Source organism: Vannielia litorea (genome assembly GCF_019801175.1).
Taxonomy (GTDB): Bacteria; Pseudomonadota; Alphaproteobacteria; order Rhodobacterales; family Rhodobacteraceae; genus Vannielia; species Vannielia litorea_B.
On sequence record NZ_JAHVJR010000001.1, the window covers coordinates 2,865,925 to 2,884,585 of the forward strand.

The following is an 18,661-nucleotide window of genomic DNA, read 5'->3' on the forward strand; positions in this document are numbered from 1 at the left end:
CCATAACCCTCTCTCGCCGTGAAAGACCCGAACATGAATACCGTCGCCTCGCCCCGGCCCGCCGGGAGCCCTTGGCTTGCGCTGGCCACTCGTTTCAGCGCCCCCTTCTGGCTCGCCCTTGCCGCCTTGGTGGTGATTTATCACATCGGCTTGGTTTTTTACGGGCTCGCACCAAATCTTGTCAGCCGCCCTGTGCATATGGCGCTGATCCTGCCCTTCGTGCTCGTCCTCGGCGCAGCTTCTCCGAGCCAGAAGGCCAGTGGGGCAGTGTTGGCGGCGATCGGCTCGGGCGCGGCGCTGTGGATTGCTTGGAACTACAACCTGCTGGCCGATCAATACGGCTTCCTGGAGAGCACATGGCAGGTTGTCATTGCCGTGACTCTGCTGGCCGTGGTGATCGAAGCCGCGCGGCGCGCCATTGGCTGGCCCCTCCCACTGGTGGCCACCCTTGCCCTGCTCTACGGCCTCTTCGGCCAGCATATTCCCGGCCAGTTCGGGCATTCAGGCATTCCACTGTCGAGTTTCCTTGGGACCCTGACCATTGCGGAAGGCGGGATCTGGGGTTCGCTCACTGGGGTTTCGGTTGGCGTTGTCTCGATCTTCGTGATCTTTGGCGCCGTGCTCAACGCTGGCGAAGCCGGACAAGGCTTCATGAACGTGGCCTCCGCTGCCGCCGGACGTTTGAAGGGCGGTGCGGCGAAGGTATCCGTGATCTCTTCCGCACTTTTTGGCTCCATCTCTGGCTCGGCCTCGGCCAACGTCGCCTCGACAGGCGCTGTCACCTTGCCCGCAATGGAAAAGCTGGGCTATCCCAAGCGGCTTGCTGCTGCCGTTGAAGCTGTTGCCTCTTCGGGAGGTCAGATCATGCCGCCGCTGATGGGCGCGGGTGCCTTCGTGATGGTCGAACTCACTGGCACCCCCTACACCTCCATCATGGCCGCCGCGATCCTTCCGGCGATCCTGTTTTTTGTGGCAGTCTGGGTCGGCATTGATGCCTACGCCCGCCACACCGAATTGAAGAGCGTCGCCCGTGAAGACCGGCCAGCCGGGCGGGACGTTCTGATAACTTCGCTCTTCTTCCTCGTGCCTTTCACCACGCTCCTAACGGCGATGTTCGCGGCAGGTTACACCCCTGAATACTCAGCCGCTCTTGCGGTGTTCGCCGGGGCTGCTCTGCTTTTCATCAATGGCAAACTTCAGGTGAACCGGGCGCAGGTCATCGAGCGGTTCGGCTCGGCGATCCTCAATGCGGCGCGTCAGGTCTCGATGATCGCTGCCATCATCCTTTGCGCGTCCATCATCATCGGCGTGCTGTCGATTACCGGGCTGGGGGTTAAGCTGACTTCTCTGATCCTCGAAGGCTCAGGCGGCATGCTCTGGCCCTCGCTGCTGTTGACGGCTCTGGCCTGCCTGCTGCTCGGCATGGAGGTGCCGACAACGGCAGCCTATGTGATCTGTGTTTCGGTGGCAGGGCCCGCGCTGACCCAACTTGGGCTGGAACCGCTTCAGGCGCATCTCTTCGTCTTCTGGTTCGCACTGCTCTCAACCATCACCCCGCCGGTGTGCGGAGCGGTGTTCATCGCAGCCGGGATGATCGGGGAGAACTGGCTGAAGGTGGCAATCACGGCGATGGCGCTCGGAGTCGGTCTCTACATCATCCCGCTGGGAATGATCGCCAATCCGGCGATCCTGACCCTTGCCGAAACCCCGGTGATGGCTCTGCTGGCGTTTTCACAGATCGCGCTCGGTCTCGCGCTTATCTCCTTTGGCTTGATCGGGATGCGGAAGATGGTGCCAACCGCAGTCCTGATCGGTGCCGGTGGCGCGGTGATCTTCGGTCCAGGACTGCTGTGAGAGAGGCGGAGGGTCAGGCTGCAACTCAATAGGCTGTCAGCCCGGCGTTCGCGTTCAGCAGAAACTGCGACGTGATCGGCGCGCTTGCCGCGCCGATGCCCCGGGCGGCCGACCCGATGCTTCCGGTTTCGATGCGCGGCTCGATCAGGCCGCGGGTGTCTTGATTGACAAGGTAGCGCCGCACCCGGCTCACTAGGTCGGTGCGGACCTCAGGCGGAAAGGCCCCGTCGATCACGATGGCCTCGAAGTCGATCACCGAGCAGATCGAGAGCGCTGCCTTGGCGAGCTCCTGTGCGGTTTGCGCCAACCAAGGGTCGACGTAGCGAGAGAGCATCCTCCAGTCTTGCGGCTGCTGCCACAGCAGGCGCGGATCCACCCCCGCCTCGCTCAGGCGCCCTTCGAGCAAATGGATCGAGGCCACATCTATCAGGTGTTGAGACTCGCCCAGTGGTCCGGTGGTGCGCATGGAGCCCAACGCGCCCGCATTTCCCTGATTTCCGGCGAAGACGGTGTTGTTCAGTACGACGCCACCGCCAATGAACGAGCTGACGAAGAAGAATGCGTAATCCCTGAATTCCTTGCCGCGCCCGTAGAGGTGCTCGGCATGGCAAGCTGCGGTGCCGTCATTCAGCACGAAAACCGGCAAGGGGCTGAATTTTGCGACCTCGGCAGCAAAGTCCACGTCCTTCCATGAGCGGAACCTCTCGGCCATGTCGCCGGCGAGGTCATGCCACTTCCACAGCTCGAAGGGCGCAGCGATGCCGATGCCGGAGAGCCGCCCCTGTTCCTCCGCCGTGAGGTGATCGAGAAACTGTGCCACGCCACGCTGTAAGAGCCCGAAGATCGCCTCCGGAAACGGGTAATCGTAGTGCTCCTGAATTTGCTGGCGCACGGCACCATCAAAGCCGGTGAGCACGAGGTCGGCACTGCGACGACCGATCTTGAAGCCGATGGCCAGAACCCCATTGGGGTTGAGGCGCATTGGGATCGACGGCTTGCCCACCTTCCCGCGGCTCGGGTCGCCCCGCATGATGATGCCGTCTTTCTCAAGCCGCCGGAGGATGATCGAGACGGTCTGCGGAGAGAGGTTAACCAGCCGGGCAATATCGCTGCCCGCCATGGCTCCACGGCGTTGTAGAACAGAGAGCAGGAGGCGTTCGTTGTAGTCACGAACACCCGCTTGGTTGACGCCACCGCTCAACCCCTTGATCTCGCTCCCGTCCATCACATTGGCCATACGAAACTTCTCTCGCTTGCGGAAGTAGGCCCGGCCCCAGTTAATAAATCAAGTTTATTTATTTATTGACAGCCCCTGCGGAATCACGGTTTCTTGGGCCTCAACCTCAGGCGGTGCGCCGTTCTGGGGGGATCATGGGAGATCCAAGTCAGTCATCATTTCCCAGGGAGGAAAACATGAAGAAACTCGTCGCAACCACGGCGCTCGCCCTCTGTGCAACCGCCGGAACTGCCATGGCGCAAGACATTGGCGCGTGCCTGATCACCAAGACCGATACCAACCCGTTTTTTGTGAAGATGCGCGAAGGCGCCGAGGCCAAGGCTGCCGAGCTCGGCGTGACGCTCAACAGCTACGCGGGCAAGATCGACGGCGACCACGAAACGCAAGTGGCGGCTATCGAGACCTGCATCGCCAACGGCGCCAAGGGCATCCTGCTCACCGCCTCCGACACCAGCTCCATCGTGCCCGCCGTGCAGCAGGCCCGAGACGCCGGCCTCGTGGTGATTGCACTCGACACGCCGCTGGAGCCGATCGACGCTGCCGACATGACCTTCGCCACTGACAACTTTCTTGCCGGTGAGCTGATCGGCCAGTGGGCCGCCGCGACCCTCGGTGATGAGGCAGCCAACGCCAAGATCGCCATGCTCGACCTCGCCGTCAGCCAGCCTTCCGTTGGCGTGCTGCGCGATCAGGGCTTTCTTCAGGGCTTCGGCATCGACCTCGGCGATCCGAACAAGTGGGGCGACGAGGAAGACCCGCGCATCGTCGGCAATGACGTAACCCAGGGCAACGAAGAGGGCGGCCGCCGGGCGATGGAAAACCTCTTGGCCACCGATCCCGAAATCAACGTGGTCTACACCATCAATGAACCCGCCGCTGCCGGTGCCTACGAAGCGCTCAAGGCCATTGGCCGCGAGAATGACGTGCTGATCGTCTCGGTCGACGGCGGCTGCCCCGGTGTGCAGAACGTCAAAGACGGCGTGATCGGCGCGACCTCGCAGCAGTATCCGCTGCTCATGGCCTCTAAGGGCATCGAAGCGATCGTGGCGTGGGCGAACGACGGCACCAAGCCCGAAAACACCCCCGGCAAGGACTTCTTCGATACCGGTGTTGCGCTGGTCACCGACAAGCCCGCCGACGGAGTCGAAAGCATCGACACCGCCGAGGGCAACGAGCTCTGCTGGGGCTGACCCGGCAGACAGCCAACTGAACCACGAACAGGGCGGGCCTCGCCGCCCTGTTCAAACCGGCAGGCGGAGGAGCCTGCTTCCCGGGGGGACACATGTCACAATCCGATAACTACGAGGCCTCTGCCTCCAGCGCTCCCAGTGAAGTCGCGTCGTTCGACGGGCACGGCAAGAGCCTAGTCGACCGCTTCCAGCACCTGCTGCACACCACGCCCGCGCTGGTGCCGCTCATCGTGCTGGTGATCTCGATCATCGTCTTCGGCATCACGTTGGGCAGCCGCTTTTTCTCGCCCTTCGCGCTAACGCTGATCCTGCAACAGGTGCAGATCGTCGGCATCGTCGCCGCCGCGCAGAGCCTCGTTATCCTGACAGCGGGCATCGACCTGAGCGTTGGCGCCATAGCGGTGATCTCCTCGGTTATCATGGGCCAGTTCACCTTCCGCTACGGCCTGCCCGTGAGCGTCTCAATCTTCTGTGGCCTCACGGTCGGCACCGCCATCGGCGCGTTGAATGGCTGGCTGGTTGCGCGGGTCAAGCTGCCGCCCTTCATCGTAACGCTGGGCATGTGGCAGATCGTGCTTGCGGCCAACTTCCTCTATTCGGCCAACGAGACCATCCGCAGCCAGGACATCGCCGAACAGGCTCCCCTGCTCCAGCTCATGGGCGCGAAATTCAGCATTGGCGGCGCGGTCTTCACCTTTGGCGTGGTCTTCATGCTGGTGCTGGTGCTGATCCTCGCCTACGTCCTGCGCCACACCGCCTGGGGGCGCCATGTCTACGCCGTGGGCGACGATCCGGAGGCGGCGGAGCTCTCGGGCGTGAACGTCAAGGGCGTGCTGATCTCGGTCTATGCGCTTGCGGGCCTCATTTGCGCCTTCGCAGGCTGGGCATTGATCGGGCGGATTGGCTCGGTCTCGCCGACCTCGGGCCAGCTTCTGAACATTGAGAGCATCACCGCCGTCGTGATCGGGGGCATCTCGCTCTTCGGCGGGCGCGGCTCGATCCTCGGCACCTTCTTCGGCGCGTTGATCGTGGGGGTCTTCACCCTCGGCCTGCGCCTCGCCGGGGCCGATGCGCAATGGACCTACCTCCTCATCGGCACTCTTATCATCGCGGCTGTGGCCGTCGACCAGTGGATCAGAAAGGTGGCAGCCTGATGGAACCCATTCTCAAAGGCCGCGGTCTGACCAAGCGCTACGGCCGCGTCACAGCGCTCGACAATTGCGACTTCGATCTGATGCCGGGCGAGATCCTCGCCGTCATCGGAGACAACGGGGCGGGCAAGAGCTCGCTGATCAAGGCGGTGTCGGGGGCGGTGATCCCCGATGCGGGAACGGTCACGTTGGAAGGTAAAGAGGTGCACTTCTCTTCGCCCATTGACGCGCGCGAGGCGGGGATCGAGACAGTCTACCAGACCCTCGCCATGTCGCCCGCGCTCTCCATCGCCGACAACATGTTCATGGGCCGCGAGCTGCGCCGCCCCGGCTGGCGTGGCAAATTTCTTCGCCAGCTCGACCGCCCGCAAATGGAAAAGGTCGCCCGCGAGAAGCTCACCGAGCTAGGGCTGATGACGATCCAGAACATCAATCAGGCGGTCGAAACACTTTCAGGTGGTCAGCGCCAAGGCGTGGCCGTGGCCCGCGCGGCGGCCTTCGGTTCCAAGGTCATCATCCTCGATGAGCCCACCGCCGCGCTCGGGGTCAAGGAAAGCCGCCGCGTTCTGGAGCTGATCCAAGACGTGAAGTCGCGCGGTATCCCGATCATCCTGATCAGCCACAACATGCCGCATGTGTTCGAGGTCGCCGACCGCATTCACGTGCATCGGCTGGGCCGCAGGCTCTGCGTGATCGACCCCCGGGATTACACAATGTCGGATGCGGTTGCCTTCATGACCGGCGCAAAAGAGGCGCCCGCCGAGGCGGCATGACACGCGCTCTCCACGCCCTGCCCGATCTGGTGGAGGCCGTTATGGCGGCCCCTCCTGCCGGGCGTCGCAGGGTCGTGGCGCTGGCCGGGGCGCCTGCGAGCGGAAAGTCTACGCTGTCCGAAACGCTTTGCGATGCGCTCAAGGACCGGGAGCACAGCGCCCAGGTGGTGCCGATGGACGGGTTTCATCTGCACAACCCAATCCTCGTGGAGCGCGGCCTGCTGGCGCGAAAAGGCGCGCCGGAGTCGTTTGACGCAATGGGCTTCCGGCATCTCGCCGGGCGGTTGGGCCGCGAGCCGGAGGTTGCTTTTCCACTGTTCGACCGGGCGCGAGACATTGCCATTGCCGGTGCCGGAATTGTGGATGACGCCTGCGAGACAGTGATCGTCGAAGGCAACTACCTGCTCTTCGACGCTCCGGTCTGGCGCGACCTGCGCCCGCTGTGGGACCTCGCCGTGCTGATCGATGTCAGCATCGACACCCTGCGCGCGCGGCTGGTCGAGCGGTGGCTGGCGCACGGGCTCTCGCAGGCCGAGGCCACCGCCCGCGCCGAAGGCAATGACCTCGCCAATGCCGAGCGGGTGAACGGCGCCCTGCTGGCCGCCGATCTGCGCTGGACCGGGAACGCCTGAGCCCTGCGAGACAACCCGAACCCAGCGCCTCTCGCGTCCTGCCTCAGGTCAGCCCCTCGACATCATACTCCGGCTGGGTCTTGGCCCCGGTGATGTAGGAGACAACTTCCTCCCCGGTCACATCGCCGCCGGTGATATCGATGTTTGCGCAGATGCGCCCACGGCGGAACACCACGATCCGGTCACAGGTATCCATCACCTGCCGCATGTTGTGGCTGATCAGGATGAGCGGCTCGCCGGCCTCCTTCAGCGTGCGGATGATGTTTTCGACTTGCGCAGTCTCCTGAACGCCGAGCGCAGCGGTCGGCTCGTCCATTATCGTCAGTTTGGAGTGAAACGTCGCGGTGCGGGCAATGGCAACGCACTGCCTCTGCCCGCCGGACATGTTCTGGATCGTGTTGCGGATGTTCGGGATCTTCACCGCCGTCTTTTCCAGCGCCGCAATCGTATCCTGACGCATTGCCTTGTAGTCCAAAAAGCGGAAGGGCCCGAGCCAGTTCCATTTGGTCTTTTCGCGGCCCAAGAAGAGGTTGTCGGCTACGTCGAGATCATCGGCGAGCGCAAGGGTCTGAAACACCGCCTCAATCCCGGCTTCGCGAGCCTCAAGCGGGCCGGCGAAGTGGACCGGCTGACCATCAAAGTAGATGTCACCTCGCGTACGCTGTTCCACCCCGGTGATCTGGCGGACAAATGTGCTTTTGCCTGCCCCGTTGTCACCCATGATCGCCACGTGCTCGCCCTTGCGGAGGGTGAAGTTCGCGTCTTCAAGCGCATGAACCCCGCCGTAATGCTTGGTCAGCCCCCGCGTCTCGAGGATCACCTCGCCGAGGTTCCCGTGCGGATGCGCATGATCGGCGCTGTGGATATCGGTCTGCATGTCGCTCATCTTACCTCTCCTCAGCCCATTTTCGCGCCGCGCTGCTGGCGCCATTTGTCGAGCACCACGGCGCCGACGATGATCATGCCCATGGCCATCAGCTGGTAGTAGGCATCGAGTTTTACATAGGTGAAGCCGGACTGGATGACGCCGAAGACCATGGCACCCAGCACCGTGCCCGGGATCGAGCCGCGCCCGCCAGTCAGGCTCACCCCACCGATCACCGCCATGGCGATGGCGTAGAGCTCGTAGAACTGCCCCATCCCGGCCTGCGCGGTGAGGTTCTTTGACGACAGCACCACGGCTGCAAAGGCGGCGAGCATGGCGGCAATCATATACACGAGCACCTTGTGGCGCTTCACGTTGATGCCCGACATCCGCGCGGCATCCTCGTTGGAGCCGATCGCATAAGTGCGCTTGCCGTAGAGCGTGTAGCGGAGCAGCACATGAAACAGCACCGCGAGCGCGAGAAACCAGAACACCGGCATCATCCCCGAGCCCAGCGCGGCAAATCCCTCGGTCGGAAAGCTCACGGGCTGGCCCTCAGTCCACCAGCGGGAGATGCCGCGTGCGAAGAGGAACATGCCGAGCGTGGCGATGAAGGGCGGGATGCCAGTGTAGGCGATGAGCGAGCCGTTTATGGCTCCGATCAGCGCGCCGAAGGCGAGGCCCACAAGCACCGGCACGATCACCGGCAGATCCATCGCCCAGAGGCCGAACACCGCCTTGGGGTTGGGGTTTCCGTTGACCAGCTCGGTCTGGGCAAAGGACATCACAATCATCGCCGCTGCGCCCACGAGCGGGCCTGCGGAAAGATCGATGCCGCCGGAAATGATGACCTGTGTCGACCCCAGCGCGATGATCCCGATGATCGCCACTTGGAGGATTACGATCTTGAGCCGCGCCTCGTTAAAGATGGAGTCGAAGCGGCCCGAGGTATCGAACAAGAAGCTCTGGCCCTGCATGTAAGGCAGGATCTGACCGAGAGCCTCGAACACGCCGATGATGAGGATCAGCGCGATGAAGATATTGATTTCATTCGGCCAGGCGCGTTTGGACTTGTCGTAGATCAGCCCGCCTGTGCCCTGGGTTGTGTCTGCCATGGTCCTTGTCCCCTGAACGGTTGGCGCCGTGCCCGGCTGGAGTGCCGTCGGAGCGGCGGACGTAACGCCGCTCCTCAATGTATCACCTGATGAGGCGATCAGTTCTTGGAGGTGTAGTCAGCCATGTTGTCAGGCGTCACCAACTCGAATGGGATGTAGACTTTCTGGTCCACGTCCTCGCCTTTGGAGAGCTTCAGCGCCGCGTCCAGCGCACCGCCACCCTGACCGGCCGCGTTTTGGAACACGGTCACATCGAGGTCACCTGCCGCCATGGCTGCAAGGGCATCCTGCGTGGCGTCGATGCCGCCGACCACGACATCATCCATCGAGATGCCCGCCGCTTTCATGGCTTGGATGGCGCCGATGGCCATTTCGTCGTTGTTGGCGATGACAGCGTGGAATTCTTCACCGGAAGAAAGCCAGTTGGTCATCAGGTTCTGTGCCTGATCGCGCGACCAGTTGGCGGTCTGACGGTCAATCTCCTGAATCTCGACCTTGCAGTTGCCCGCGGCGATCACGTCGTCGATGTCCTGCGTGCGCTGCACGGCGGCCTGGTTGGAGAGCTCGCCCATCATCACGTAGATCTTGGCCGGGTCGGTGCCCTGCTCGGCGAGGATATCGCAAATCTCAATGGTCTCGAGCGTGCCGGACTCTTCCTCGTTGGAGGCCACGAAGGCCTGATTGTCGGGCAGCGTATCCACGTTGATCGGCTGGCGGTTCACATAGACCAGCGGCACACCGGCGGCCTCGGCAGCCGCCGTCATGGCCTCGGTGGCAGACGTGTCGACCGGGTTGACGATGATCGCATCGACGCCGGAGGCCACGAAGTTGTTGATTTGGTCGAGCTGGCGCGCCACGTCGTTCTGCGCATCCTCGATCTGTACCTCGATACCGTCCATGGCGTCCGCCTGCTCCTGAATTCCGTTCCGAAGGACGGTCAGGAAGTTATCGTCAAAGAGTGCCATCGAAACGCCAATGGTCTCGGCCATGGCGCTGGTCGACAGAAGCGAGGCTACGCCCGCTGCGATGAAAGTCTTTTTCATTGGTTTCCTCCCAATTCGGGTGTCCGGCTCACCCGTCCTTGCTGCCGGATGCCCCAGAGGGGCGACGACCCTCACCTCACGCGGCCTCTTCCGCGAGCTGCGAGGAAATGAACTCGAAAGAAGCGCGCAACGCGGCCTCCGGATCACCCAAGGCATGAACTTCGGGTGAGAAGCATTCGTAGCATACCGGGCCATCGTAACCTGCCGCCAGAAGCGCGCGCAGTTGCTCGATGTTGCCCAACCGGTCAGATGCATCCACCAGCACGCGGTGCTCATCTTCCATCTTCTCGATGCCCAGCGCCGGGTCAGTGACACCGGAGATGTGCACGATGCCCGTGCGCTCGGGGTAGATCGGCCCGCCTTCAGCCAAAGCGTGATGGAACGTATCATGCACGATCCTGAACTGCGCAGCAGCATCGAGCGCGTCGATGGTCTCTACCAGTTCGGTCTTGGAGCGGAGCGAGGAACGCGGAAAGCCGAGAGGCTCGACCAGTGCAACAAGGCCCGCATCCGCCAGCATGGGCTGGATTTCCTTAAGCGCGATCCGCAGGTTGGCGTGGCGCTCGCCATTTCCGGTTTGCGTGCCATCGTTGCGCGGAATGAGGCTGATGGTCTCGGCCCCAGCCTCCAGCGCAGTTGCGATGAGCGCACGAACTTCGATGGCAATCGTGTCGGACCAGCTGTTGAAGGGATAAACTTGACTCAGACCCACAAGGCGCAAGCCCTTGTCGCGCGCCATTGCCCCGGCAGAGGCCGGATCGGCTTCGTCGAACAGTGGCCGCTCGATATCGTTCCTGACTTCGACGCCGACGCAGCCGAGGTTGGCGGCCAGATCAAGCAGCTCGACGTAAGAGAGCCGCGGCACGGTCATGTGATTGATCGCTGTCTGCATCTAACGCTCCTCCCTCGGCCTCATGCCAAAGCGCGAGGCGACCTCCGAGGAATGTTCTGCGCCTGTGTGTGCGAGTCGGTCAATCTTGCGACGGCAAGAATTCCTCATGCATGACGTCATTCACCCTCACAGGAATGACGTTAAACCATCATCACAGCAGTTCCGGCAGAATGATTTCCGGGGTGAGGAACTTCTGCTCTACGGCGGTCGATCCGGCCTCGGACCGGGAGCGTAGGGACAGGGCGACCAATTCGCGGCACAGTGCTTCGAGCGGGGTGGCGATGACCATCTGCACGTAGCCCTCCAGAAGCCCGGCACGACTGTCTGCTGTCAACTCGTTGACAACGAGCCCGACCTTGCCGGAAGGGCGGGTCTCACGCAGGGCGGCGATGGCGCCCTCCATCCCGCCGCCCGCCACGTAGATGCCTCGCAAGTCCTGCTGCCGCTCCAGCAGGTTCAGTGTGGCCTCGTAAGTCAGCTGCCGGGTCTCAAGGTTGACGAGCGTTTCCTTGACCGATGAGGCAGGCGCGCCCTCCCGCATATAGGCCCGGAACCCGACCTCCCGCAGGTCGTGCCCGTGCCAACGGTTGCCGCCGACGAAGATGGCATAGCTGCCCGGCGCCGCGCCGCGCGTGAGCATCCAGGCCGCTTGCCGGCCAACTTTTATGTTGTTCAAACCAATGTAGTTTCTGCGAATGCCCTGGGCGAAGTCGTTGAGCAGCGAGAAGGTTGGAACACCGTTTTGGGCCAGATCCTGCACAACCTTGTCCAGCGACTGGTGATTCACCGCCACGGCCCCGACGGCATCAACCCGCGCGCCCACCTCGGCCAACAGGCTGGCAAACTCCTCGGGGGACTGAGACTGCGCATAGCGCACCACCAGCCGTCCACGAATGTCAGTACGCTCCTCAAGCGCTTGCTCCATAGTCGCCTGAAACGCCCGGTAGAAGGGTTGCTTTTCCTTGATGAGGATCAGGCCGATCTTGTGATCAGGGACGGAAGCAACGAGGCGCTGATCGATCAACCCGCGCGCGTGATAGCCCACGCGGCGGGCGGCCTCGGCGATCTTGCGCAGGGTCTCATCGCGCACCTTGCTGCGGCCGTTGAGCGCCCGGTCCACTGTGGCCGGGCTGACGCCCGCTTCGCGCGCCACGTCCCTGATGGTCGGCCGGTTTGCCATGATATCCTCCCTCCGAAAAACGGATGAGGCATTTCAGCATGAATGATGCGTTTTCGGCAAGGCGCGAGCTTGAGGCAAGTAGCGCCGCGTCACACTTCGATCATCACCCGACCAGCTTCGACCTTCACTGAATAGGTGTTGAGGTTTACGCAAGCAGGCGCACGCAGTGCCTCGCCCGTTCGATAATCGAAGGTCGCGTTGTGCTTTGGACATTCGATCTCGTATTCCATCACCAGCCCGTCTTCGAGGTGCACCTTCTCATGAGTGCAAAGCCCATCGGTGCAGTAAAATGCCCCGTCTGGCGCGTGGTAGATGGCAAAAGTCTTTCCTTCATGGTCGAAGCGGATCAGGTCCTCTTCGTCGATCTCATCGGTTGCGCAAGCGTCGATCCAGGCCATGTATCAGGCTCCTCCCGGTCGGTGGTTTCGGAAATGTCAGGGTTTATTCGGCGGCCGCGCCCAGCGCGGAGGCATGGAAATCCTCCCGATAAGGCTTGGCGGAGGCGGGCAGCTCGCGCTTGAGGAAGAAGTCCTCATAGGCAAGCTGGCGCTTCAGCACAGGCCACATCTCGGCATAGGCTGCCCAGATCGAAGGATTGGGCGCGGGCAGGTCATGCTTGATCGCCTCGTGGAGTTCCGGCAGCCGGTGATAGGGCACCATGGGGAACATGTGATGCTCGACGTGATAGTTCATGTTCCAGTAGATGAACCGGCTGATCGGATTGATGTACACGGTGCGGCTGTTGAGCCGGTGGTCGGTCACGTTGTCAGCAAGGCCACCATGCTGCATCAGCCCGGTCATGATGTGGTGCCAAGCGCCATAGAGCCGGGGCAGGCCAATTACCATCAGCGGCAGCAGCGACCATGTGACGAGGGCCAGCAGGATCGTTGCGGCATAGATTGCAGTCCATATCCGGGCCACACGAATGGCCTTTGGCTGCTCACTCTCGGGGATGTAATCGGCCTCTTCCGGGTGAATGCGCCCGGAAGCGTTGTAGAGCATCCGCCCCCAGCCGTGCCATGCGTCGATGATCCCAAAGAAGTTGAGAAAGATCCTGAACAGCGCAGGTGGGCGCATCACGGCGATTTCGGGGTCGCGGCCAACTATGATGGTATCGGTGTGGTGCCGCGCGTGAGACCACCGCCAACTCACCGGATTGCGGATCATGCAGAAGCAGGCGACCTGATAGAGCCAGTCGTTGTATTGCCGGGTCTTGAAGGCGGTGCCGTGTGAGCACTCGTGCCAGCGAGAATCCATCGCCGAACCATAGAGCACACCATAGGCCAGCCAGAAGGGTGCCGACCACCATGAAGGCCAGAGCGCGATGCCGATGCCCGCAAAGAGCACCATACAGCCAAAGAGGATGAACGTATCGCGGATCGCAGGCTGATCGGCCCGCTGCATCAGCGCTTTCATCTCCTTGCGGGGAATGTCGGTGTGATACCACTCTGCCGCCGCAAGGCCGATCTGGACAGCGCGCTTGGCATCGGGTCCGAGCAGTGAGTAATCGCGCGCCATATGGTCCTCCCAGAGCCTGTGTTCGGGGAGACGATACCTGAAGGGAGGGTGGATTCGCGAAGTTTCTCGTTCCCCTTCGCATCAGAATACATCACCATTGGCGGTGAAAACTGAGGTCATTGCATCAGGAGCTTTGTTTGGGACACCGCCCAACCATCCGCGATCTGGCCCGCGCGGCCGGAGTTGGCACGGCCACGGCGGACCGGGCCCTGCACGGCCGCGGCAATGTATCGGACAGGATGCGGCAAAGGATCGCCGAGGCCGCGGAGCGCATTGGCTACCGCCTCCCGTCGGACAGTGCGGCGCCTTCGGCCCCGTTACGGAGGATCAACCTCGGTTTCGTCCTGCACAAGCCGTCGCAAAGTTTCTACCAAAGGTTCGCGACAGAGATCGAAGCGGCATGCGCGGCCCATCCAGCGGCAAACATCACACCGCACATCGAGTACTCCGCATCGCAATCGCCCGATGACTTCTGCGCCGCGATCACCCGCGCCGCCCAGAACGCTCACGCCGTGGCGGCCACGGCCATCAACCATCCGTCCCTCTCACGGCTGATGACCGAACTTCGGGCACAGGGCACGCCGGTCTACTCGCTGCTGAACGATTTTGGCGGCCGTGCCGGGGCAGGCTACTTCGGACTAGACAACATGAAGGTCGGGCGCATCGCGGGCTGGATGATGGCGCTGCGGCTGCAAAGACCCGGCCGCGTGGGCATCTTCGTCGGTGGCACGCGGTGGCACGGCCATTCCCTGCGGGAAACGGGCTTTCGCAACTCGTTGCACGAATATGCCCCGCAAATCGCGATAGCCGACACGGTGGTAAACCTCGAAACGCGGCAAGTTACATATGAAGCGACGCTCGACCTGCTGACCCGCCACAACGACCTTGCCGGTCTCTACGTGGCGGGCGGCGGCATGGAGGGGGCCATCGCCGCCCTGCGGGAGGTTCGACCGCCGAACAAGGTGGCGCTGATCGTCAACGAATTGACCCCCGAAAGCCAGAACGCACTTGCCGACCGCTATGCCCTGATGTGCGTCGCCACCCCTTTGAAAGAACTCTGCGCTGCCTTGGTCGACAGAATGGCGCAAGCTCCAGAGCTTGAGGTGTCCTCACCAACGCTCTTCGAGCCCAGCCTGCTCTTGCCAGAGTCCTTCTGACGTTGCCCCGCCTAGGCGGGAACGACCGTATCTCTGCCGCCAACCTGCACCACTTCCAGACCGGTCTCGAATAGGTCACTCAAGACAGCTCCGGTCATCTTCAACTGGCGCGGACCTGTGGTAACGATCTGGCCATCCTTCATGGCAATGATCCGGTCGGCATAGCGGGCGGCGGCGGGCAAATCATGCATGACGATGATGATGCTCCGCTGGCCCTCACCGGGGCGCGACATGCCGTGCAGCCGTTCCATCAGGTCACGCACATGGCGCGGGTCGAGGGCTGCGAGGGGTTCATCGAGCAGTAGCCACGGGGTTTCCTGCGCCCAAGCCATGGCGACAAAGGCGCGCTGGCGCTGGCCGCCAGAGAGGCTGTCGATCTGGCGGGATGCGAGGCTTTCGAGGTCGAACTGCGAGAGCGCCTGCGCAATCACCTCACGGTCGCGAGCCGTAGGGCGGCCCTTGTGGTAGGTCCAGCGACCGAAGCTCACGAGGTCTTCGACGGTCAATCGCGCCGTGACGCGGTCGGACTGCATGAGCAACGCCACGAGTCGCGCCCGCTCTTCCGGCGGGATGCGCGCCACATCGCGGCCTTCTACCTCCACCTGCCCTGCTGTGGCGGGCAGAAGGCCGGCGATGGCGTGTAACAGCGTCGACTTTCCAGCGCCGTTCGGCCCGATCAGCGCGGTGATGCCGCCATGCCCGAAGCGCAGCGACAGGTCGTCAAGCACGGGCTTGGTGCCGCGCGTGACAGTTAGGTTGGCGATGCGGATCATCTGGCTGACCTTCGGAGGAGGAGGAACAAAAAGAGCAGGCCGCCCAAAAACTCGACCACGACCGAAAGCGAAGATTGCAGGCCGAGGATGCGCTCGAACATGAACTGGCCGGCCACGAGGATGGCCGCACCGATCAGGGCCGCAGCGGGGATCAACACCGCGTGGCGCCACGTGCCGCAGAACCGATAGGCGAGGCTCGCCGCGATCAGGCCCAGAAAGGTCACCGGACCAACGAGCGCGGTAGAGAGCGCCACAAGGAGTCCAACGAGGCTCAGACCCACCAGCACCACTCTATCGTGATCCAGCCCGATGCCCCGCGCCGTCTGCCGCCCAAGACCTGCCGCATCGAGCGAAGGCGCCAACCAAAGGGCTGCACCAAGCGCAAGGATGAGGGTGATCCCGGCAATTGTAAGCACCTGCGGATTGACGGCAGTAAAACTGGCGATGCTCGCCTGCTGGACAATGGCAAACTCAGACGGGTCAAGCAGCCGCTGCGCAAAGCTGGTGAGCCCCCGCAGGAAAATGCCGAGAATTACCCCCGAGAGCACCATGCGCAGAATATCTCCTGCGCCGCGCCCGAGCAGGAGCGTAAATAGCGCGAGGCTGACCGCCACCAGACATGCCGCCTCCGCGAGGAACTGGAGCAGCGGTGGAATAGCGGCCTGCACCGAGCCACCGAAGAGCAAAACCAACGCCGTCTGGATGAAGACGAAGAGCGCGTCGAAACCAACGATCCCGGGGGTCAGTAGCCGGTTCTCCGTCAAGGTCTGAAAGATCACCGTGGCAGCCCCGATGGCCGCGCCGACCACCACGAGCGAGGCAAGTTTGCCTACCCGCAGGGTCAGGATGAACTCCACCGGTGCCTTCAAATTCCACGCAAGGAAAAGGGCCGCGAGGCCTGTCAGCATCAGTGCCAGGGGGATGAGGCGGCGGCGGTCAGGCATGAGCACGTCGCGGAGCGGCATTGAGCAGCCACAGAAACACGCCCGCACCGAAAACGGCAAAGATCGTACCGGCCGGAATTTCGTAGGGCCAACGGATCAGGCGACCGAGAATATCGCACGCCAGAACCGCACTTGCCCCGAGCCATGCGGTAAGCGGCAGATTACGGCGTAGATTGTCTCCCCGAAGCCGCGAGATGATGTTGGGCACCACAAGCCCGACAAAAGGGATGGCCCCAACCGTCACGACAACGGCAGCGGTGATGATGGCCACCAGCAGCAACCCGGCCAGCAGGGTTTGCCGGTAGTTCAGCCCGAGGCTGCGCGCCGCGTCTTCGCCCAGTCCCAGCAGGGTAATGCGGTCTGCGGCCAGGTAGAGCAACGGGGCCAGAACGGCCACAATCCAGAGCAGTTCATAGCGGCCCGCCAGCACGCCCGAAAACTCGCCCGACATCCACGTGCCAAGATACTGAACAAGGTCGGTTGTCCAGGCGACCCACAGCGCTGCCGCCCCCAGAATTCCGCCGTAGATCAGCCCGACCAGCGGCAGCAGCACGGGATCGCGCCGAGGCACGTGTCGGGCCAAAGCCATGAAGCAGAGCGTGCCAACGAGCGCTGCGGCAGCGGCCACGCTCATCTTGACCATCATTGATGCGCCCGGTGCAATCAGAGTGACCGCAAGCAGCCCGAGCATGGCCGCCTCTGGCGTGCCGACAAGCCCCGGCTCAACCAGCCGGTTCTGCACCGCCATCTGCACGACCACGCCAGCCAGCGCCAATCCGGCTCCGGCCAACAAGGCGGCAAGAGTGCGCGGCAGGCGGCTGACGGCAATCAGCAGGCCGCCATCGACATCACCCGAAAAGAGGCTCGCCGCCCCGATCAGCACCGAGGCGCAGATCAGGGCGGCGAGGATCAGTCCGGCGGCCAGCCAGAGCGTGACCGGTTTCAATTGCTGGCTGCGGCGCCTTCCAGCGCCTCGGTGACCTCACCGATCGTCCCAAGCATCGAGTTGATGCCGCCGCCTGCGATGTAGAGGCGCGCGCTCTCAAGATAGACGATCTGCCCGTTCTGGCCCGCCGTGGTGCCAGCGATCAGAGGCGTGTCCAGCACAGCGCTGGCCGCTTCGCCTTCTTGGCCAATGGCGGCGCCACGGTCGATCACCAGAATCCAATCCGGGTTCACCTCGGCAACAAATTCGAAGGACACTGCCTCGCCGTGGGTTTCCGCAGTCAGATCGGGGTAGGCTTCGGGCAGTCCGAGCGTGCTATGCAGCCACCCGAAGCGGCTATCATCGCCATAGGCAGAAATCTTTCCACCATTCACCAGCAGGATCAGAGCGTCACCTTTGCCTTCTGCCGCAGCTTTTGCCCCCTCGACGGCCGCATCGAGCTCACCGACGAGTTCAGCGGCCTTACCTTCCCTGGCAAAAAGCTTGCCGTAGGCTTCCAGCCGCGCGCGGCCCTGGCCCACGACATCTTCCCAGATCGTCATATCGACGGTCGGAGCGATCTGTGAAAGCGGCTCGACCTGCGCCTGTGACCGGCCGCCAGCGACAATCAGGCTCGGGCCAAGGCTCGCGATGGCTTCGAAGTCGGGCTCAAACAGGCTGCCAACCGGCTGAGCCGAGGCAAACACATCCGCCAGGTAGGCCGGCGGGGTGAACTGCGGCACCGCGTCAATGGAAACGCCCAAGGCAGAAAGCGAGTCGATTGCGGCGATATCGAGCACAACAACCTTCTCAGGCGCCTGCGGAACGCTGACCGGGCCTGCATAGGTCTCGATTTCGACGGTTTGCGCAGCCAGCGCGGCGGGTGTCAGAGCCAGTGCAGCCAATGTGGCGAGGCGATTCATCGGGGTCTCCTGGGGTTCGGAATCGGGCTGGACAATCCCGATGGATTTCATCAGGATTATTTCCGACAGAAAAACTCAGAGACAAGCAAGATGCAAGAGCAACTCCACGACACCGGCAGATTTGCCACCCAAAGCGCAAGCAAGTACCTGCAACAGCTCTGCAAACACTTCGGCCACAAGATCGACGTGCGCTATGATGCAAGTTCGGGCGAATGTGCCCTGCCTGTCGGCCCCGCCAAGCTGCGCGCCGAAGATGATGCGCTCGTGGTCGAGGTGACCGCACCAAGCGAAGAGGGGCTAACCCGCGCGCGCGCCGTGATCGACAACCACCTCGTGCGTTTTGCCTTCCGCGAAAACTTCGAAACGATGGATTGGGAGGGGCTCGCCGCCGCTTCCTGATCCTTAATGGCGGAGCCAATTCCGCCAAGACTCAAAAAGCCAGCCTCCGGCGCCTCCCGGCGTGTTCCGTGCCAGCTCAAGAAACCACCA

General features: G+C 62.8%; 19 protein-coding genes. 7 read left to right on the plus strand and 12 right to left on the minus strand.

The features are described from left to right. Nucleotides 1-33 precede the first annotated feature (33 nt). Nucleotides 34-1,854, plus strand: coding sequence for a TRAP transporter permease (locus tag KUV38_RS14050; RefSeq protein ID WP_222470647.1), 1,821 nt, complete (start codon nt 34-36; stop codon nt 1,852-1,854). 25 nt (nt 1,855-1,879) lie between these two features. On the opposite strand, the gene KUV38_RS14055 is transcribed toward KUV38_RS14050, so the two are convergent. Next, nucleotides 1,880-3,079 carry an ROK family transcriptional regulator gene (locus KUV38_RS14055; RefSeq protein WP_222471085.1) on the minus strand — a complete coding sequence of 400 codons (1,200 nt, stop codon included), beginning with the start codon at nt 3,077-3,079 and terminating at the stop codon, nt 1,880-1,882. 188 nt (nt 3,080-3,267) lie between these two features. On the opposite strand from KUV38_RS14055, the gene KUV38_RS14060 reads away from it, so the two are divergent. The 4 genes from KUV38_RS14060 (at nt 3,268) to KUV38_RS14075 (ending at nt 6,837) form a co-directional block, all read left to right on the plus strand. Beyond that, entirely contained in the window at nt 3,268-4,281 is a 1,014-nt protein-coding gene (locus KUV38_RS14060) for a sugar ABC transporter substrate-binding protein (protein WP_222470648.1), read from the plus strand. Nucleotides 4,282-4,373: 92 nt separating this feature from the next. Further along, the gene (locus KUV38_RS14065; RefSeq protein WP_222470649.1) at nt 4,374-5,435 is read left to right on the plus strand and encodes an ABC transporter permease; all 1,062 of its coding nucleotides are present in this window, start codon (nt 4,374-4,376) and stop codon (nt 5,433-5,435) included. Continuing rightward, entirely contained in the window at nt 5,435-6,205 is a 771-nt protein-coding gene (locus tag KUV38_RS14070; protein ID WP_222470650.1) for an ATP-binding cassette domain-containing protein, read from the plus strand. Before KUV38_RS14065 ends, KUV38_RS14070 begins: the two co-directional genes overlap by 1 nt. Next, nucleotides 6,202-6,837, plus strand: coding sequence for a nucleoside/nucleotide kinase family protein (locus tag KUV38_RS14075; RefSeq protein ID WP_222470651.1), 636 nt, complete (start codon nt 6,202-6,204; stop codon nt 6,835-6,837). The genes KUV38_RS14070 and KUV38_RS14075 overlap by 4 nt, the downstream gene beginning before the upstream one ends. Nucleotides 6,838-6,880: 43 nt before the next feature. Here the strand turns inward: KUV38_RS14075 and KUV38_RS14080 are convergent, their stop codons facing one another. The 7 genes from KUV38_RS14080 to KUV38_RS14110 form a co-directional block, all read right to left on the minus strand. Further along, nucleotides 6,881-7,714 carry an ATP-binding cassette domain-containing protein gene (locus KUV38_RS14080; protein ID WP_222471086.1) on the minus strand — a complete coding sequence of 278 codons (834 nt, stop codon included), beginning with the start codon at nt 7,712-7,714 and terminating at the stop codon, nt 6,881-6,883. A gap of 20 nt (nt 7,715-7,734) precedes the next feature. Continuing rightward, complete coding sequence (locus KUV38_RS14085) at nt 7,735-8,817, minus strand: ABC transporter permease (RefSeq protein WP_222470652.1); 1,083 nt, start codon at nt 8,815-8,817, stop codon at nt 7,735-7,737. A 98-nt stretch (nt 8,818-8,915) separates the two neighbouring features. Next, entirely contained in the window at nt 8,916-9,860 is a 945-nt protein-coding gene (locus KUV38_RS14090) for a sugar ABC transporter substrate-binding protein (protein WP_222470653.1), read from the minus strand. Nucleotides 9,861-9,936: 76 nt separating this feature from the next. Continuing rightward, entirely contained in the window at nt 9,937-10,752 is an 816-nt protein-coding gene (locus tag KUV38_RS14095; RefSeq protein WP_222470654.1) for a TIM barrel protein, read from the minus strand. A 151-nt stretch (nt 10,753-10,903) separates the two neighbouring features. After that, nucleotides 10,904-11,932, minus strand: a complete 1,029-nt coding sequence (locus KUV38_RS14100; protein WP_222470655.1) for a LacI family DNA-binding transcriptional regulator — start codon at nt 11,930-11,932, stop codon at nt 10,904-10,906. Between the two features lie 89 nt (nt 11,933-12,021). After that, a complete protein-coding gene (locus KUV38_RS14105; RefSeq protein ID WP_222470656.1) occupies nt 12,022-12,330 on the minus strand; it encodes a MocE family 2Fe-2S type ferredoxin in 309 nt (102 codons plus the stop codon). Nucleotides 12,331-12,373: 43 nt separating this feature from the next. Then, nucleotides 12,374-13,450 carry a fatty acid desaturase family protein gene (locus tag KUV38_RS14110; RefSeq protein ID WP_222470657.1) on the minus strand — a complete coding sequence of 359 codons (1,077 nt, stop codon included), beginning with the start codon at nt 13,448-13,450 and terminating at the stop codon, nt 12,374-12,376. 137 nt (nt 13,451-13,587) lie between these two features. Here KUV38_RS14110 and KUV38_RS14115 point away from each other — a divergent pair, with 137 nt between their 5' ends. Then, entirely contained in the window at nt 13,588-14,607 is a 1,020-nt protein-coding gene (locus KUV38_RS14115) for a LacI family DNA-binding transcriptional regulator (RefSeq protein WP_222470658.1), read from the plus strand. Nucleotides 14,608-14,618: 11 nt separating this feature from the next. Here KUV38_RS14115 and KUV38_RS14120 read toward each other — a convergent pair whose 3' ends face one another. Genes KUV38_RS14120 through KUV38_RS14135 form a run of 4 tightly spaced genes read right to left on the minus strand, consistent with a single transcriptional unit; the run spans nt 14,619 to nt 18,223 of the window. Beyond that, nucleotides 14,619-15,380, minus strand: coding sequence for an ATP-binding cassette domain-containing protein (locus tag KUV38_RS14120; protein ID WP_222470659.1), 762 nt, complete (start codon nt 15,378-15,380; stop codon nt 14,619-14,621). Next, nucleotides 15,377-16,345, minus strand: a complete 969-nt coding sequence (locus tag KUV38_RS14125) for an iron chelate uptake ABC transporter family permease subunit (RefSeq protein ID WP_261385501.1) — start codon at nt 16,343-16,345, stop codon at nt 15,377-15,379. The genes KUV38_RS14120 and KUV38_RS14125 overlap by 4 nt, the downstream gene beginning before the upstream one ends. Then, nucleotides 16,317-17,270 carry an ABC transporter permease gene (locus KUV38_RS14130; protein ID WP_222470660.1) on the minus strand — a complete coding sequence of 318 codons (954 nt, stop codon included), beginning with the start codon at nt 17,268-17,270 and terminating at the stop codon, nt 16,317-16,319. The genes KUV38_RS14125 and KUV38_RS14130 overlap by 29 nt, the downstream gene beginning before the upstream one ends. After that, nucleotides 17,267-18,223, minus strand: a complete 957-nt coding sequence (locus tag KUV38_RS14135) for a siderophore ABC transporter substrate-binding protein (protein ID WP_410001032.1) — start codon at nt 18,221-18,223, stop codon at nt 17,267-17,269. The genes KUV38_RS14130 and KUV38_RS14135 overlap by 4 nt, the downstream gene beginning before the upstream one ends. Nucleotides 18,224-18,262: 39 nt before the next feature. On the opposite strand from KUV38_RS14135, the gene KUV38_RS14140 reads away from it, so the two are divergent. Next, nucleotides 18,263-18,571 carry a DUF2218 domain-containing protein gene (locus tag KUV38_RS14140; protein WP_222470661.1) on the plus strand — a complete coding sequence of 103 codons (309 nt, stop codon included), beginning with the start codon at nt 18,263-18,265 and terminating at the stop codon, nt 18,569-18,571. Nucleotides 18,572-18,661: the final 90 nt, after the last annotated feature.